The 15,291-nt window shown below is 65.1% G+C and carries 19 protein-coding genes; 4 read left to right on the top strand and 15 right to left on the bottom strand.

Annotated features, from left to right (window positions below):
* Positions 1-9: 9 nt before the first annotated feature.
* The 4 genes from FGS76_RS02750 to xerD form a co-directional block, all read right to left on the bottom strand.
* The gene (locus FGS76_RS02750) at positions 10-1,311 is read right to left on the bottom strand and encodes a homoserine dehydrogenase (protein ID WP_138771092.1); all 1,302 of its coding nucleotides are present in this window, start codon (positions 1,309-1,311) and stop codon (positions 10-12) included.
* Positions 1,312-1,326: 15 nt separating this feature from the next.
* Positions 1,327-2,517 (bottom strand): alanine transaminase, encoded by a 1,191-nt coding sequence (gene alaC, locus FGS76_RS02745; RefSeq protein ID WP_205717157.1) that lies wholly within the window; start codon positions 2,515-2,517, stop codon positions 1,327-1,329.
* Positions 2,518-2,646: 129 nt separating this feature from the next.
* Positions 2,647-3,381, bottom strand: a complete 735-nt coding sequence (locus tag FGS76_RS02740) for a DsbC family protein (RefSeq protein ID WP_138771090.1) — start codon at positions 3,379-3,381, stop codon at positions 2,647-2,649.
* Positions 3,382-3,456: 75 nt separating this feature from the next.
* Positions 3,457-4,380, bottom strand: a complete 924-nt coding sequence (gene xerD, locus FGS76_RS02735; protein ID WP_138771089.1) for a site-specific tyrosine recombinase XerD — start codon at positions 4,378-4,380, stop codon at positions 3,457-3,459.
* 128 nt (positions 4,381-4,508) lie between these two features.
* On the opposite strand from xerD, the gene FGS76_RS02730 reads away from it, so the two are divergent.
* Positions 4,509-4,760 carry a GlsB/YeaQ/YmgE family stress response membrane protein gene (locus FGS76_RS02730; RefSeq protein WP_138771088.1) on the top strand — a complete coding sequence of 84 codons (252 nt, stop codon included), beginning with the start codon at positions 4,509-4,511 and terminating at the stop codon, positions 4,758-4,760.
* Positions 4,761-4,997: 237 nt separating this feature from the next.
* Here the strand turns inward: FGS76_RS02730 and rplS are convergent, their stop codons facing one another.
* The 5 genes from rplS to ffh form a co-directional block, all read right to left on the bottom strand.
* Positions 4,998-5,354 carry a 50S ribosomal protein L19 gene (gene rplS / locus FGS76_RS02725; protein WP_138771087.1) on the bottom strand — a complete coding sequence of 119 codons (357 nt, stop codon included), beginning with the start codon at positions 5,352-5,354 and terminating at the stop codon, positions 4,998-5,000.
* Between the two features lie 32 nt (positions 5,355-5,386).
* On the bottom strand, positions 5,387-6,154 hold the full coding sequence (gene trmD / locus FGS76_RS02720; RefSeq protein WP_138771086.1) for a tRNA (guanosine(37)-N1)-methyltransferase TrmD: 768 nt from the start codon (positions 6,152-6,154) through the stop codon (positions 5,387-5,389).
* A complete protein-coding gene (gene rimM / locus FGS76_RS02715; protein WP_138771085.1) occupies positions 6,154-6,684 on the bottom strand; it encodes a ribosome maturation factor RimM in 531 nt (176 codons plus the stop codon). Before rimM ends, trmD begins: the two co-directional genes overlap by 1 nt.
* Before the next feature lie 2 nt (positions 6,685-6,686).
* The gene (gene rpsP, locus FGS76_RS02710) at positions 6,687-6,947 is read right to left on the bottom strand and encodes a 30S ribosomal protein S16 (RefSeq protein ID WP_138771084.1); all 261 of its coding nucleotides are present in this window, start codon (positions 6,945-6,947) and stop codon (positions 6,687-6,689) included.
* 164 nt (positions 6,948-7,111) lie between these two features.
* A complete protein-coding gene (ffh, locus tag FGS76_RS02705) occupies positions 7,112-8,566 on the bottom strand; it encodes a signal recognition particle protein (RefSeq protein WP_138771083.1) in 1,455 nt (484 codons plus the stop codon).
* 165 nt (positions 8,567-8,731) lie between these two features.
* Here ffh and FGS76_RS02700 point away from each other — a divergent pair, with 165 nt between their 5' ends.
* Together FGS76_RS02700 and FGS76_RS02695 are read left to right on the top strand one after the other, a co-directional pair.
* Positions 8,732-9,532, top strand: a complete 801-nt coding sequence (locus FGS76_RS02700) for a cytochrome C assembly family protein (RefSeq protein ID WP_138771082.1) — start codon at positions 8,732-8,734, stop codon at positions 9,530-9,532.
* Between the two features lie 89 nt (positions 9,533-9,621).
* Positions 9,622-10,881: an HlyC/CorC family transporter gene (locus tag FGS76_RS02695; RefSeq protein WP_138771081.1), complete on the top strand. Its 1,260-nt coding sequence runs from the start codon at positions 9,622-9,624 to the stop codon at positions 10,879-10,881.
* On the opposite strand, the gene rssA is transcribed toward FGS76_RS02695, so the two are convergent.
* From rssA to FGS76_RS02675, 4 genes are read right to left on the bottom strand one after another with little or no spacing between them, the layout of a single operon-like run.
* On the bottom strand, positions 10,878-11,873 hold the full coding sequence (gene rssA, locus FGS76_RS02690) for a patatin-like phospholipase RssA (protein ID WP_138771080.1): 996 nt from the start codon (positions 11,871-11,873) through the stop codon (positions 10,878-10,880). The genes FGS76_RS02695 and rssA overlap by 4 nt on opposite strands.
* A 23-nt stretch (positions 11,874-11,896) precedes the next feature.
* A complete protein-coding gene (locus tag FGS76_RS02685; RefSeq protein WP_138771079.1) occupies positions 11,897-12,118 on the bottom strand; it encodes a DUF1289 domain-containing protein in 222 nt (73 codons plus the stop codon).
* Positions 12,099-12,635, bottom strand: coding sequence for a gamma carbonic anhydrase family protein (locus FGS76_RS02680; protein ID WP_138771078.1), 537 nt, complete (start codon positions 12,633-12,635; stop codon positions 12,099-12,101). The genes FGS76_RS02685 and FGS76_RS02680 overlap by 20 nt, the downstream gene beginning before the upstream one ends.
* Entirely contained in the window at positions 12,632-13,213 is a 582-nt protein-coding gene (locus FGS76_RS02675; protein WP_138771077.1) for a CoA pyrophosphatase, read from the bottom strand. The genes FGS76_RS02680 and FGS76_RS02675 overlap by 4 nt, the downstream gene beginning before the upstream one ends.
* Before the next feature lie 171 nt (positions 13,214-13,384).
* Between FGS76_RS02675 and FGS76_RS02670 the strand changes: the two genes are divergently transcribed.
* Entirely contained in the window at positions 13,385-13,951 is a 567-nt protein-coding gene (locus FGS76_RS02670) for an NUDIX hydrolase (RefSeq protein ID WP_138771076.1), read from the top strand.
* A 98-nt stretch (positions 13,952-14,049) separates the two neighbouring features.
* On the opposite strand, the gene FGS76_RS02665 is transcribed toward FGS76_RS02670, so the two are convergent.
* Positions 14,050-14,373 carry a YqfO family protein gene (locus FGS76_RS02665; RefSeq protein WP_138771075.1) on the bottom strand — a complete coding sequence of 108 codons (324 nt, stop codon included), beginning with the start codon at positions 14,371-14,373 and terminating at the stop codon, positions 14,050-14,052.
* A 123-nt stretch (positions 14,374-14,496) separates the two neighbouring features.
* Positions 14,497-15,204, bottom strand: a complete 708-nt coding sequence (locus tag FGS76_RS02660) for a PaaI family thioesterase (RefSeq protein ID WP_138771074.1) — start codon at positions 15,202-15,204, stop codon at positions 14,497-14,499.
* Positions 15,205-15,291: the final 87 nt, after the last annotated feature.

Here is a 15,291-nt window from a genome sequence, read left to right as displayed (position 1 = left end):
CTAAGCGTCTCAGGCGTCCAGCGTTTCCACGCGGATGCGCATTATGTTCTTGTCCACGGTGTCCAGGGCGGCGATCTCCGCCAGGGCGGCGTTCATGTCGCCCTCCAGCACCCGATGGGTCATCATCACGATGGGCACCAGCCCTTCTTCGGTTTCCTTCTGCACCATGGCTTCGATGCTGACCCGGTTGTCGCTGAGAATGCGGGTCACGTCGGCCAGCACGCCGGGCTTGTCCTGCACGTGCAGGCGCAAATAGAAGCCACAGGACACATCGTCAATGGTGAGGATGCGCTCGTCGGACATCTGGTCGGCGTGGAAGCCCAGGTAGGGCACCCGCTCCTCATGGTCCACGGTGAGCGCGCGGCCCATCTCGATAATGTCCGCCACCACCGCCGAGGCGGTGGGTTCGGCGCCGGCGCCGGCGCCGTAGTACATGGTCGGCCCCACCGCGTCGCCGTCGATCATCACCGCGTTCATCACGCCGTTCACCGCCGACAGCATGGTCTCGGTGGGGATCAGGGTCGGATGCACGCGCAGCTCGATGCCGTTACCGGTGTCCTTGGCGATGCCCAGATGCTTGATGCGGTAGCCGAACTGGGCAGCGCTTTTCACATCCTCGATGGTGATGCGGCCGATGCCTTCCATGTACACCTTGGAAAACTGCAGCGGAATGCCAAAGGCGATGGAGGCGATGATGGTGAGCTTGTGGGCGGCGTCCACGCCTTCCACGTCGAAGGTCGGGTCGGCTTCGGCATAGCCCAGCTCCTGGGCTTCCTTGAGCACCTCGGCGAAGGCGCGACCGCCCTGCTCCATCTCGGTGAGGATGTAGTTGCCGGTGCCGTTGATGATGCCCGCCACCCAGTTGATGTGGTTGGCGGCCAGGCCCTCGCCCAGGGATTTGAGAATCGGGATACCGCCGGCCACCGCCGCTTCGAACGCCACGTCCACGCCGTTCTCGTGGGCGGCGTGGAAGATCTCGTTGCCGTGCTCGGCGATCAGCGCCTTGTTGGCGGTGACGATGTGCTTGCCGGCGCGAATCGCCGTGAGCACCAGCTCCCGGGCGGTGTCGGTGCCACCGATCAGTTCCACCAGGATGTCCACCTCGGGATCGGTGGCCACCGCGAAGATATCCCGGGAAACGCGCACCCCGGTGATGTCGCAGTCCGGGTTGTCACGGCGCGCGCCAATATGGGCGATCTCAATGGGACGGCCCACCCGCCGGGCGATTTCCCGGGCGTTGCGTTTCAGTACGTTGACGGTACCTGAGCCCACGGTGCCCAGGCCCGCGATACCGACCTTTACCGGGTTCACACGCTTTCCTCTCAGTCAGTCCAGCAGGCCGTCGGCGCGGAACATCTTCTTGATGCCACGCAGGGCCTGCCGGGTGCGTTGTTCGTTTTCAATCAGGGCGAAGCGCACATGATCGTCGCCGTATTCGCCGAAGCCAATGCCGGGGGAAACCGCCACGCCGGCTTCCTTCAGCAGTTTCTTGGAAAACTCCAGGGAGCCCATGGCCCGGTACGCGGCCGGCAAGGGTGCCCATACGAACATGGTGGCGCGGGGCTTTTCCACCGTCCAGCCCAGCTCGCAGAGGCCGTCGCAGAGCACGTCGCGGCGCCGCTGGTAGAGGTCGCGGATCTCGCCGACGCAGCTTTGATCACCTTCCAGGGCGGCGATGGCGGCCACCTGGATCGGCGTGAAGGTGCCGTAGTCCAGATAGGACTTGATGCGCGCCAGGGCGTGAATCAGCTCCTTGTTGCCGCAGCAGAAGCCCACCCGCCAGCCGGGCATGTTGTAGCTCTTGGACAGGGAGAAGAACTCCACCGCCACGTCGCGGGCGCCTTCCACCTGCAGAATCGAGGGCGCCTGGTAGCCGTCGAACACGATGTCCGCGTAGGCGATGTCGTGCACCACCCAGATGCCGTATTCCCGGGCGATGGCCACCACCTTCTCGAAGAACTCCAGGTCCACGCATTGGGCGGTGGGGTTGCCGGGAAAATTCAGCACCAGCAGTTTCGGCTTGGGCCAGGATTCCTTGATGGCGCGCACCAGCTCCTCGAAGAAGTCCACGCCTTCCACCAGCGGCACATGACGAATGTCCGCGTTGGCGATAACAAAGCCATAGGGGTGGATCGGATAGCTGGGGTTGGGCACCAGCACGGTGTCGCCGGGGCCCATGGTGGCGAGGGCCAGATGGGCCAGGCCTTCCTTGGAGCCGATGGTGACGATGGCCTCGGAGGCCGGGTCCAGCTCCACCTGGTAACGGCGCCGGTACCAGTCGGTGATCGCCCGGCGCAGCCGCGGAATCCCCTTGGACTGGGAATAGCGGTGGGTGTCGCCCCGCTGGGCCGCCTCGGTGAGCTTGTCGACGATGTGCTTGGGGGTCGGCTGGTCCGGGTTGCCCATGCCGAAATCAATGATGTCCTCACCCCGGGCACGCGCCGCCATCTTCAACTCGCCGACGATGTTGAAGACATAGGGGGGCAAGCGCTTGATGCGCTGAAAATCAGCTTCCACGGCATCACCTTGGCGGGGGGAATCGGAAGCCGGACACATTAACGGGGCAACCTGCCGCCGTCAATGTAAAAGGCCCCGCCAGCGCGGCGCAAAGCGCCGTCTGGCGGGGCCTGCGGGCCGCCGGACCGGTTACAGGTCGAGGCGCTGCCGGAGTTGCTCCGGGGTCACGTAGCCACCCAGTTGCTGGCCCTCGGCGGTGTAGATCGCCGGGGTGCCCCGCACGCCGAAGTCCAGGCCCATCTTGTAGTCCCGGTCCACCGCCTCGGCGCAGTCGCCCAGGTCCGCGTCGGAAATGCTGTCGTTCAGCTTGGCGGCGGTGAGCGCCTGGGCGGGTTTGGCGTCACACCAGATATGGCGCATGTCCTCGGCGGACTGGGAATCCGGCCCGCCGCGGGGGAACGCCAGATAGTGCACGGTGATGCCGGCCTTGGTGTAGTCCTCGATATGGCGGTGCAGCTTGCGGCAGTAGCCGCAGGTGATGTCGGTGAAGGCGAAGATCTCCGCTTTCTCCTTACCCTTGGCGGGGTAGGTGATCATGCTGGATTTATCCAGGCCGGCCAGACCGTCGCGGCGCACTTTCTCGTAGCGCTCTTCCTTCAGGTTCACCGGCCCGGCGTCGCGCATCTGGATCACGTCGCCGGTGAAAATCAGCTTGCCGTCGGTGGAGGCGTAGATGATGTCGCTGCCATTGATCTCCACTTCCACCAGACCGTCCGCCGGGGAGGGATCGATGGCGGTGATGTTGGCGCGCGGAAACGCCTGCTTGAATTCGGCGCGGAACGCTTTCTCGTCGATGCCCCCATCGGCACGGGCAATCGCCGTAACGGCCAGCAGGCCGAGGGCGGCGGCGGTCAGTGCTTTCATTGTGTCGTTCTCCAGTTCCATGTTGTCCGCCGGGCGGGGGCGGGCTTTGATGATATAGGACTCAGGCCACGGGAGTCAGGTTCCCGAGCGCGGATGGTGGGCGTCGTAGACCTCCCGCAGGCGGTGCTGGGCCACATGGGTGTAGATCTGGGTGGTGGACAGATCGCTATGCCCCAGCAACAGCTGCACCACTCTCAGATCGGCGCCATGGTTAAGCAGATGGGTGGCGAAGGCATGCCTGAGTGTATGGGGGGAAAGCGACTTTTGCACTCCCGCCCGCACCGCCAGCTGCTTGATGCGGTGCCAGAAGGTCTGGCGCGTCATGCGCGTGCCCCGCCGGCTGGGAAACAGCACCTCCCGGTCGTCGCCGAGCAGCGCCGGCCGGCCGTCGCGCAGATAGCGCTCCAGCCAGTGCAGCGCCTCCTCGCCCAGGGGCACCAGCCGTTCCTTGTCGCCCTTGCCGACCACCCGCACCAGCCCCTGGCGGGTGTTCACCTGCCCCAGGGTCAGGCCCACCAGTTCCGACACCCGCAAACCGGAGGCGTAGAGCACTTCCAGCATGGCCCGGTCCCGCAGCCCCAGGGCATCGTCCAGATCCGGCGCCGCCAGCAGGGCTTCCACCTCCGCTTCCGAGAGGGTCTTTGGCAGCGGCCGGCCCAGGCGCGGGCGCGCCACGTTCAGGGTGGGGTCCTCGGCGATGCGGTTCTCGCGCTTCATCCAGCGGAAAAAGCTCCTCATCGCCGACAGTTGCCGGGCCAGGGAGCGGGCACTGATGCCAACCCGCCCGGCCAGGTAGTCGAGCACATCGGACCGCTGGCAGCGCGCCAGACCCTGGTGGCGGGCGGCCAGCCATTGGCCGAACTGGCGCAGGTCGCGGCCATAGTTGTCCAGGGTATGGCGGCTCAGCCCCCGTTCCAGCCACTGGCCGTCCAGCCAGGCGTCGATCAGGGCCTGGTCGGCGTCGGGCAGGGGCGGCGGTGCGGGGGTTGGCGTGGGCATGGCGGGAGTATTGGCGAAGGCCAGGAAAAACTCAACGGCGGCGGGGTTTTACCATTTATTACCCGGGACGGCGGCGGCCTCTTGGCATACTGGGCAGGGAAACATTCAACAAGCGAGGAGCAAGTGTTATGGGCATTCTGTCGTGGATCATTCTGGGCTTGCTGGCGGGCATCATCGCCAAGTGGATTATTCCCGGGCGCGACGGCGGCGGCTTTATCGTAACCACCTTGCTGGGCATCATCGGTGCCATCGTGGGCGGCTGGCTGGGCGCCATGGCGGGCATTGGCGGACCGGTGAGTTCGTTCAGCCTGGGCAGCCTGTTCACCGCCATCGTCGGTGCCCTGGTGGTCCTGGCGGTGTTCCGGGCGGTGGCCCGCTGATCCTTTCGATGCAGGAGCGGCTTCAGCCGCGATAATCCGCCTCGACGGTGGTGGTTATCGCGGCTGAAGCCGCTCCTACAGAGGGAAGCACAAAAAAGAAGGGCCGCCCTTTGCGGGGCGGCCCTTCTTTTTGGGTCCGTGGTCGTCTCCACGCCGGACCAGAGGTCGCTTCCAAAAGCCCTACAGCAAAGGCTGAAGCGACGTGGCTCGCGGACGCGGTCGCCGCGGGAACGTTTCCTAGCGGATTTTTTCCTTGATCCGCGCGGATTTGCCGGAGCGCTCGCGCAGGTAGTACAGCTTGGCGCGACGCACGTCACCGCGGCGGTTCACTTCGATGGAATCGATGATCGGGCTGTGCAGTTGGAACACCCGCTCAACGCCCACGCCGTGGGACACTTTACGCACCGTGAAGGCGGAGTTCAGGCCGCGGTTACGGCGGGCGATGACCACGCCCTGGAACGCCTGCAGACGCTCCCGGTTGCCTTCCTTTACTTTCACTTGCACGGTGACGGTGTCACCGGCGCCGAACTCGGGCACATCCGCTTTCATCTGTGCCTGTTCGATTTCCTGAATCAGGGGTTTCTTGCCGCTCATGGCGCGCTCCTCGGTTCATTGTCGCTGTATCGCTACTCGCCGCCGTCCGCCTGATGTTCACGGATGTATTCGTCGAGCAACTCGCTCTCTTCCTGGCTCAAGCCCCGCGCCTTGCGGGCCTCAAGCAGTTCGGGACGCCACCGCCAGGTGCGTCCCAGTGCCTGTTTCAACCGCCAGCGGCGAATCCGCTCGTGATCGCCGCTGAGCAGTACCTCAGGCACGCTGCGGTCCCGATAGGTCTCGGGCCGCGTGTAATGCGGGCAGTCCAGCAGGTTCTCCAGTTCTCCGGAGAACGAATCCTGGGCCGCCGAATCCTGATGCCCGAGTACTCCGGGCAACAACCGGGTGACCGCGTCGATCAGCACCAGCGCCGGCAGTTCACCGCCGCTGAGTACGTAGTCGCCGATGGAAACCTGTTCATCCACCTCGGTTTCGATCAGCCGCTCGTCCACGCCTTCATAGCGCCCGGCCAGCAGGATCAGCCCCGGTGTGGCCGCCAGCCGCGCCGCCCGGGCCTGGGTCAACGGCCGCCCCTGGGGCGACAGATAGACCACCCGGGCACCGGGGTTGCCCTGCCGGGCCGCCGCCAGTGCTTTCTCCAGCGGCGCCACCTTCATCACCATTCCGGGGCCGCCGCCAAAGGGCCGGTCGTCCACGGTACGGTGCCGGTCCTCGGTGAAATCCCGGGGGTTCACCGTGTCCAGCGTCAGCAGGCCGTTTTCCACCGCCCGCCGGGTAACCCCGAAGTCGGTGACGGCGCGGGCCATCTCCGGAAACAGGCTGACCAGCGTGATCCGCACTAGAACTCCGGGTCCCAGTCCACACGCAGTTCGCCGGCATCCAGGTCCACGTCGCGCACCACCTGACCGGGGGTCCAGGGCAGCAGCCGTTCCTGTCGGTCCAGGCTGTCCCCGTCGCCGCGCACCACCAATACATCGTTGGCGCCGGTTTCCATCAGGCTGTGCACCCGGCCCAGGTCCCGGCCGTCGTCGAGTTTCACGCGCAGACCGATCAGGTCCCGCCAGTAATACTCGTCGTCGCCGGACTCCGGCAGTTGCGAACGGGGCACGGCGATTTCCCGCCCCACCAGTTCGCGGCGGGCCTGTTCACGGTCGTCGTACCCGTCCAGGCCGGCCACCAGCCCCTTGCCCTGACGGCGGCGGCCACCGAGCTTGACCTCTCGCCAGGCGCCGTCGTCGAACAGATACCAGGGCTGGTAATCAAAGATGTTCTCGATGGGGTCGGTGTAGGAATAGACCTTCACCCACCCTTTCACGCCGTGGACCGACACAATGCGGCCCACCACCAACACCTCATCGGGTGTCAGCATGATCAGGCGCTCTGCTGGGCTTCCCGGCGGGCTTCCTTGACCAGCGCCTTGACGCGATCAGAAGCCTGGGCACCCTTGGCAACCCAAGCGTCCACCGCCTCGACGTCCAGCTTCAGACGGATTTCACCGCCACGGGCGATGGGGTTGAAGAAACCCAGGTTGTCGATGAAGCGGCCATCACGGGCGTCGCGGCTGTTGGCGGCGACAATGCGATAGAAGGGGCGTTTTTTGGAGCCACCACGGGCAAGACGAAGCACTACCATAGTTATCTACCTTGATTTCAATCCGGTTTCCCGACCGGTGCCCGCCTGGTTGGCGAGGCGCCGGCCATCGTATCCGCTTGAAAATCCACCGGAATCGGGTCCGGGGATCGCGAAGGGCGCAGATTGTACGCCGTTCAGGGAGCGAGATAAAGTCCCGCCGGCGGTTAGCGGCCCCCGCCCATGGGAGGCAGGCCACCTCCGCCGCCGCCCATGGGCGGCAGACCACCGCCACCGGGGGGCATGCCGCCGCCACCGGCACCGCCGGAGCCACCGCCGCCCATCATGCCTTCCATGCCGCGCATCATGTTTTTCATGCCGCCCTTGGTGCGCATCTTCTTCATCATCTTCGCCATCATTTTCTGCTGCTTCATGAGGCGGTTGAGATCCTGCACCTCCAGGCCGGCGCCGCTGCAGATACGCTTCTTGCGGGAGCCCTTGATCAGGTCCGGGTTACGGCGTTCCTTGGGCGTCATGGAGTCGATCAGCGCTTCCATGTGCTTCATTTGCTTCATCGCCGCCGGGTCCTGGGCGGCCTGCATCATGCCGCCCATGCCGGGCAGTTTGTCGAGCAGACTGCCGAGGCCGCCCATGTTCCGCATCTGCTGGAACTGGTCCTTGAGGTCCTCGAAGTCCATCGCCTTGCCTTTCTTGAACTTCTTGGCGATTTTGTCCGCTTTCTTCTTGTCGATGGTGCGCTCGGCCTGCTCCACCAGGGACAGCACGTCGCCCATGCCGAGAATCCGGCTGGCGATCCGGTCCGGGTAGAACGGCTCCAGAGCGTCGGTTTTCTCGCCCATGCCGATGAACTTGATCGGCTTGCCGGTGAGGTGGCGCACGGACAGGGCGGCGCCGCCCCGGGAGTCGCCGTCGGCCTTGGTCAGGATCACGCCGGTGAGCGGCAGCGCCTCGTTGAAGGCGCGGGCCGTGTTGGCGGCGTCCTGGCCGGTCATGGCGTCGACCACGAACAGGGTTTCGGTGGGGTTGATGGCGCTGTTGAGACGCTTGATCTCGGCCATCATGTCTTCATCGACGTGCAGCCGGCCGGCGGTATCGACGATCAGCACGTCCATGTATTTGTTGCGCGCCGCCTGCAGGGCGCCGTTGGCGATCTCCACCGGGTCCTGGTCGCTGCGCGACGGGAAGAACTCCGCCTTGACCTCACCGGCCAGGGTTTCCAGCTGATCGATGGCGGCCGGACGGTAAACGTCGGCGGACACCACCATCACCTTTTTCTTCTCACGCTCCTGCAGGAAACGGGCGAGCTTGGCCACGGAGGTGGTTTTACCGGCCCCCTGCAGACCCGCCATCAGGATGATGGCCGGCGGCTTGACGGCCAGATTGAGGGCGTCGTTCTCGTCGCCCATGGTGTGGATCAGCTCGTCGTTGACGATCTTGACGAACGCCTGGCCCGGGTTGAGGCTCTTCAGCACTTCCTGGCCCAGGGCCTTTTCCTTGACCTGCTCGACGAATTCCTTGACCACCGGCAGGGCCACGTCGGCCTCCAGCAGTGCCTTGCGAACCTCGCGCAGGGTATCGCGGATGTTGTCCTCGGTGAGTTGCCCCTGACCGGCCAGGCTCTTCAGCGACTGACCGAGACGGTCCGTGAGATTCTCGAACATGATCATCGACCTCCAGAATTGCGGGCGCCCGCGGGCCGGATTGCACGGCGCGGCGCGACAGGGGGCCGATTATAGGGCACCCACCCCCCGGCCGTCATGGCGGCGCTTCAAATGGTTCCCCACCTATGCCAGACTTCGGCGGCTTTCGCGGAGAAATCACCACCTATGAACCCTGCCGTGGCCTTTGGCCTGATCGCTACTCTTTTCTATGCTCTGGCCGCATTGCTGGTTTACCGGCAGTTTGGCAGCCAGACGGCCCCCTCGCGCCTGCGCTTGCTGGCGCCCGCCACGGTGGCGGTGGTGGCCCACGCGGTATCGCTGTACTTCCTGCTGGTCACCGACCAGGGTCTGATGCTGGGCCTGCTGCCGGTGGCTTCGTGCATGGCGGCGGCGGTCACCGGCATGGTGGTGGTATCCAGCCTGTACCGCCCGTTCCAATGGATCGGCGCCCTGGTGTTCCCGTTCTCGGCGGTGATCGTGCCGGCCAGCCTGTGGATACACACTGGCTATGTGCGCCCCATGGAACATGGCATCGGCCTGCATGTGCTGCTGTCGATCCTGGCCTATTCGGTGCTGGTGATCTCCGCCTGCCAGGCGATTCTGCTGCTGATCCAGCACCGCCAGCTGAAGGACGGCCATATCCGTGGCGTGATGCGCGTGTTCCCGCCGATCCAGATCATGGAGTCGATGCTGTTCGACACCATCTGGCTGGGCGAGGCGCTGCTCACCGTGGCGATTCTGTTCGGCTTTTTTTACGTGGACGATCTGTTCGCCCAGCACCTGGTGCACAAGACCGTGCTGACCCTGGCGTCCTGGGTGATCTTCGCGGTGCTGCTGGCCGGCCGCCACCTCAAGGGCTGGCGCGGCCTTACCGCGATCCGCTTCACCCTGACCGGTTTCGCGGTGCTGCTGGTGGCCTTCTTCGGCTCCCAGCTGGTGCTGGAGGTCATCCTGAGACGGCCGTGACCGGCGCCGTCACCAACGGCATGGCCGCTTGACAGCCCCGCGCCCCGACCAAACAATGGCCGTCCAATAAGCAACCAAACGACTCCCTCTTGGACAGTTTCTCCGACGGGTGGCTGATCACCGCCCTGGTCATCCTGATTCTCGCCTCCGCGTTCTTCTCCAGCAGTGAAACCGGCATGGTGGCGATCAACCGCTACCGACTGCGCCATCTGGCCCGGCAAGGCCACCGCGCCGCCCGGCGGGTGGAGGAACTGTTGCGCCGCACCGACCGGCTGCTGTCGGTGATTCTGATTGGCAATAATTTCGTCAACAACTTCACCGCCACGGTGGCGGCGATCCTGGCGATCCGCTGGCTGGGGGATTCCGGCGCGGCGGTGGCGCCGGTGGTGATCACTCTGGTGATGCTGGTGTTCGCCGAGATCACGCCGAAGACCTACGCCGCCATGAAGCCGGAGCGCATCGCCTTTCCCGCCAGTGTGGTGCTCAAGCCGCTGCAGGTGCTGCTGGCACCACTGGTGTGGCTGGTCAACGGGGTCAGCATGTTCTTCCTGCGCCTGGCCGGCGCACCCGCCGGCCAGGGCGAGGACGACCATCTCAGCCCGGAGGAACTGCGCACCGTGGTCAACGAGGCCGGCGGCCTGATTCCGGAAAAACACCAGAAGATGCTGCTCAATATCCTCGACCTGGAAAGCGTCACGGTGGAGGACATCATGATCCCGCGCAACGAGATGGTGGGCGTGGACATCGATGATGATATGGACGAGATCATGTCCACCCTGCGCGCCAGCCAGCACACCCGTCTGCCGGTCTACCGGGGCGACCCGAACAACATGCTCGGCACCCTGCACCTGCGCAAGCTCAGCCGCCTGCTGCTCAAGGAAGACATCAACAAGGCGGAACTGATGCAGTACACGGTGGAGCCGTATTTCGTGCCGGAAGGCACCTCCCTGAACCGCCAGCTGATCAACTTCCAGAACGCCAAGCGGCGCATCGGCATCGTGGTGGACGAATACGGCGACGTGCTGGGCCTGGTGACCCTGGAGGATATTCTCGAGGAGATTGTCGGCGAGTTCACCACCGATCTGGCCGCCAGCAGCCAGGACATCCATCCCCAGGAGGACGGCAGCTTCGTGATCGACGGCGCCACCCACCTGCGCGACATCAACCGGTCCCTGGAGTGGGAGCTGCCCACCGGCGGCCCGCGTACCCTCAACGGGCTGATCCTGGAACATCTGGAAGACATCCCCGACGCCAATATTTCGATCCGCATCGGCGACTATCTGATCGAGATCGTGCAGGTGAAGGACAATATGGTGAAAACCGCGCGGATGCGGCGGGCGTCGACCTAGCCGTCGTCGCGGTCGGCGGTGGTGTCCACCACCGCGTGGGGTGAACCGATCCAGGCACGAATATCGCCCTCGTGGCGATCCACCAGCCGCCGGCCCTCGTCGATGGCCTCGCCGGCGCGGTGGAAGTCCATCAGGGCGAAGTCCTCCAGCAGCGGAATCAGGGTGATCTCCGGCGGGTCACCGGCCATCCGGGACCGGGTGATACGGTCCTGCATGATATTGACGCTGGAAGCCACCACATCGAAGAAGCCCGGGCTCTGCCCTTCCCCGGTGGTGAAATAGCCGGCCATCTTCTGCCACAGGCTGCGGTCTTCCTCGCTCTGATGCTCATCGTCCGGGGGCCGCTGGCGGCTCAGATGGGCCCCCACCAACTGGGCATTCAGGTTCACCGCGATCACCACGTCGGCGCCAAAGGCGCGGGCGGCGGACACCGGCACCGGATTCACCAGACCACCGTCGAGCATCCAGCGGGTCTGGTGCTGGAACGGCGAGAACAGGCCCGGCAGGGCGCAGGAGGCGCGGGCGGCATCCAGCACCGGGCCCTTGCTGATCCACACTTCCCGGCCGCTTTTCATGTCCGTGGCCACGGTAACGAAACGCTTGTCGAGCTGCTCGATGTCCGGGTTGCTGTGCATCTCCTCGAAGAAGCCGAACAGCTTTTCGCCCTTCACCACGCCGCCGGAGAAGGTGAAGTCCATCAGGCCGAACACATCCCGGGTGGTGAGGGTCTTGACCCAGTCGCTGAACTCCGCCAGCGCGCCGCTGACATAGGCGCCACCCACCAGGGCGCCGATGGAGGTGCCGGCCACCACATCGATGTCCACGCCCAGTTCCTCCAGGCCCTGGATAATGCCGATGTGCGCCCAGCCCCGGGCCGAGCCGCTGCCCAGCGCCAGCCCCACCCGGGGCCGGCGCGGCACCTGCGGGGCCGCGCTGCCGTGCTCGTTACCGTCGCTCTTCTTCAGGCTGGGCAGGTTAAGGGGGGATTTCATCGGCGCGCTCTCATGACCATTGCTCAGGAAAGGGTGACTTCCTCCATCACGCAGGGGGCCTCCTCGCCCGCCATGCGCCGCTGGCTGCGCGCCAGCACTTCCCGCTGCCAATCCGCCGGCAGCCGGCCCCAATAGCTGATCTCGCGGCCGGTGCGGAAACAGCCCACGCACACGTCGTCACCGTCCAGCGCGCAGATCGATACGCACGGGGACACCACCCGGGGTTCAGTCCTGGAAACGCTCATCGATCTCCAGATGCTCCTCGAAATGGCGGGCATGGGCGGCGTAATGCTGGCTGCTCATGGTGAGGATGGCCTTGTGGCCGTCGGAAATCTCCTTGACCACCTTGGCCGGGGCACCCATCACCAGGGAATTGTCGGGGATCTCCATGCCCTCGGGCACCAGGGCGTGGGCGCCGATGATGCAGTTGTTGCCGATCCTGGCCTTGTTGAGCACCACGGCATTAATGCCGATCAGGGTGTTATCACCAATGGTGCAACCGTGCAGCATGACCTTGTGGCCGATGGTGACCCCCTTGCCAATTTTCATCGGCACGCCCGGGTCCACATGCAGCACGGAGTTTTCCTGAACATTGGAGTTGTCGCCGATTTCGATCAGGTCGTTGTCGCCACGGATCACCGCGCCGAACCAGACACTCACGTTCTCGCCCAGCACCACCGAGCCAATCACGGTGGCATTGGGGGCGACCCACTGTCCTTCGCCGCGCAGCTCCACGCGCCGATCTCCCAATTTATAGATCATCGTTCACCCGTCAGGTCGAAACGCACATCGGCGTCGTACACATGGTTGATCAGGTCCAGGATCATGAACGCGGTCAGACCCCAGATATGCTTGCCCTCGTAATGGTAGCTGGGCATGCGCAGCCGGCGCCCGTAGAACTCCACCGGCGCCGACAGCTGCGGCGGCTGGTCCAGGAAAAAGTTCAGCGGCACATGGAAGATGCTCTCGATCTCGCCGGGCTCCGGCACCAGCGACACCCCCGGGCGCACCAGCCCCACGAACGGGGTCACCTTGATGCCGAACCGGGACGGCACCGGCGACAGATTGCCCACCACTTCCACCTGGTCGTCCGGCAGGCCCACCTCCTCCAGGCTCTCGCGCAGGGCGGTGGCCCTCAGATCCAGGTCCTCCGGGTCGCGCTTGCCCCCGGGGAACGCCACCTGGCCGGCATGGGTGGACAGGCCCTGGGCGCGCACCGTCAGGATCAGTTCCGGTTCCGGCTGGTCCACGAACGGCATCAGCACGGCCGCCTCCGGCAGTACCACCGGCAGGTCGTTATAGGGGTAGGCCGCCATCCGCTGCCGCAACAGGTCCAACACTTCCACGCTCCCGAGGTTGATTCAACACCGCTTTCAAACAACAGTTTGAACAGAGGTCGCCCGTCGGGCAAGCCGAACCTGGCGCCACCAACGACCTCCACATGAGATTGCCGCCGGCTCGCGGAGCCAGTAGTCTGGCCGTTCGCCGACCCGGAGCCGCCGAGCCTATCGATGAAATACTGCAGTCATTGTGGCAATGAAATCCTGTTTTCCGTTCCCGAGGGCGACAACCGTCCCCGCTACTGGTGCGATCAGTGCGGCACCATCCACTATCAGAACCCCAAGATCGTGGTCGGCGCCATCCCGGTCTGGGAAGGCCGTATTCTGCTCTGCAAAAGGGCCATCGAACCGCGCATCGGCTACTGGACCCTGCCCGCCGGCTATATGGAGAACGGCGAGACCCTGCAGGAAGGGGCCGCCCGGGAAACCTGGGAAGAAGCCTGCGCCACGGTCGCCATCGGCGACCTGTACACGGTGTTCAACCTGCCGCACATCAACCAGGTCTACATGTTCTTCCTCAGCGAGATGGTCAACGGCGACTACGGCGTGGGCGACGAAAGCGCCGACGCGGCCCTGTTCACCGAGGACCAGATCCCCTGGGACGAGCTGGCCTTCCCCACCATCGGCCGTACCCTGAAGTTCTACTTTCAGGACCGGGCCGGCGGCACCGACTTCCCGGTGCGCACCCAGGACATCCAGCCGCTGCGGCGCAAGCCGTCCCTGGACGACGCGATGTGATTGTTCGCCGGATCTACAATGTGGGGTATCGCGACTGAAGTCGCTCCTACAGCATTGATTGTAGGAGCGACTTCAGTCGCGATACCCCAGAGCCGCACTCAGCCCGGCAAGTCCTCAAGCCGCCACAGATCAATGGCGGGCTCTTCATAGGGGTGGGCAAGACGCAGGGCGCTGAGGGCGGCCTTGAGGTGGTCGTCGGTGCAGATCATCTCGACGCGGAACTCGTCCACGGTCTCCACCTTATCGTGTTCGCCCAGATGGGGATGGCTGCCTTCCAGGGGCCGGAACTGGCCCTGGCCCCGCACCTGGAAGCTGCAGCGGTCGTAGTTGCCGATGCGGCCGGCGCCGGCCTCGAAGACGGCGGTCTTGACCGCTTCGGCGTGGTCTTCCGGTACGTAGAAGCAGAGCTTGTAGACAATCATGGCGGCGGTCTCCGGTTGGGTGGCGTATTCGGGACTGCGGTTATCGCGGCTGAAGCCGCTCCTACAGGGAGCAGCCGGCCCGGCCTGTAGGAGCGGCTTCAGCCGCGATCCGCCGCGACCCGATCAGGCCGGCTGGTCCGCCGGTGCCAGGTGCGCGAAACGATCACGCAGGCGGTAATCACCCCGGGCGGAAACCCAGATGCCGGTGGCTTCCACGGTCTGGGTGTCGCCGGCGAACACCTTGGCTTCGACGAACAGCTTACGCCCTTCCAGCCGGTTCAGCCGCGCCTCGAAACGGATCTCCGTATTCAGCGGCGTGGGCGCCAGGTAACGAATATTGAGGGTGCCGGTCATGCCCAGGCCGGTGACGAAATCCTGGGTCTTGGCCATAAGCATGTCCAGGGCCAGGGCCAGCACCCCGCCGTGCACCTTGCCCGGCGGACCCATGAACACCCGCCCGAAGGTGGCGCTGCCACGCACCGTGTCACCGTCCAGCCACAGGGTCATGGGCGGCGACAGCGGGCTGGCCGGGCCGGACAGGATCTCGAACTCGGCCATGTCCAGGGCGTCCTGGCGGCTGCCCTGGCCGGTGATCAGACGACCCAGAATATCGCGCATGCTGCGATGCCCGTGGCTTTCCAGCTGCTCACGCAGGGCCCGGGCCTGGGCGGTGTAATCGGCCAGCGCCGACTCATCCGCGTCCAAACGCACCAGCTGCTCGCTGATCGCCAGCAACTCCCGCGCCAGCTCCCGCCGCTGCTCGGACACCGGCGTCGGCTCCGGGGACTCGCCGATGGGGAGATCGAAGTAGTTGAAGGTTTGCTCTGTCATTCAAACTCGCTCAGGCGGCTGCGCCGCCGATTCAGGATGCAGGATACAGGATGAAGGGCGGGCACCTTACCGGCTCCCTGTATCCTG

Source organism: Alloalcanivorax gelatiniphagus (genome assembly GCF_005938655.1).
GTDB lineage: Bacteria > Pseudomonadota > Gammaproteobacteria > Pseudomonadales > Alcanivoracaceae > Alloalcanivorax > Alloalcanivorax gelatiniphagus.
The sequence above is the reverse complement of the archived record's forward strand: the minus strand, read 5'-3'. Positions and strand labels throughout refer to the sequence as shown.

Bases quoted from the DNA above. Each gene is read 5' to 3' on its own strand.
- FGS76_RS02740 (WP_138771090.1), bottom strand. From the start codon at position 3,381: ATGAAAGCACTGACCGCCGCCGCCCTCGGCCTGCTGGCCGTTACGGCG.
- xerD (WP_138771089.1), bottom strand. From the start codon at position 4,380: ATGCCCACGCCAACCCCCGCACCGCCGCCCCTGCCCGACGCCGACCAG.
- FGS76_RS02730 (WP_138771088.1), top strand. From the start codon at position 4,509: ATGGGCATTCTGTCGTGGATCATTCTGGGCTTGCTGGCGGGCATCATC.
- rplS (WP_138771087.1), bottom strand. From the start codon at position 5,354: ATGAGCGGCAAGAAACCCCTGATTCAGGAAATCGAACAGGCACAGATG.
- rimM (WP_138771085.1), bottom strand. From the start codon at position 6,684: ATGCTGACACCCGATGAGGTGTTGGTGGTGGGCCGCATTGTGTCGGTC.
- rpsP (WP_138771084.1), bottom strand. From the start codon at position 6,947: ATGGTAGTGCTTCGTCTTGCCCGTGGTGGCTCCAAAAAACGCCCCTTC.
- ffh (WP_138771083.1), bottom strand. From the start codon at position 8,566: ATGTTCGAGAATCTCACGGACCGTCTCGGTCAGTCGCTGAAGAGCCTG.
- FGS76_RS02700 (WP_138771082.1), top strand. From the start codon at position 8,732: ATGAACCCTGCCGTGGCCTTTGGCCTGATCGCTACTCTTTTCTATGCT.
- rssA (WP_138771080.1), bottom strand. From the start codon at position 11,873: ATGAAATCCCCCCTTAACCTGCCCAGCCTGAAGAAGAGCGACGGTAAC.
- FGS76_RS02685 (WP_138771079.1), bottom strand. From the start codon at position 12,118: ATGAGCGTTTCCAGGACTGAACCCCGGGTGGTGTCCCCGTGCGTATCG.
- FGS76_RS02680 (WP_138771078.1), bottom strand. From the start codon at position 12,635: ATGATCTATAAATTGGGAGATCGGCGCGTGGAGCTGCGCGGCGAAGGA.
- FGS76_RS02670 (WP_138771076.1), top strand. From the start codon at position 13,385: ATGAAATACTGCAGTCATTGTGGCAATGAAATCCTGTTTTCCGTTCCC.
- FGS76_RS02665 (WP_138771075.1), bottom strand. From the start codon at position 14,373: ATGATTGTCTACAAGCTCTGCTTCTACGTACCGGAAGACCACGCCGAA.
- FGS76_RS02660 (WP_138771074.1), bottom strand. From the start codon at position 15,204: ATGACAGAGCAAACCTTCAACTACTTCGATCTCCCCATCGGCGAGTCC.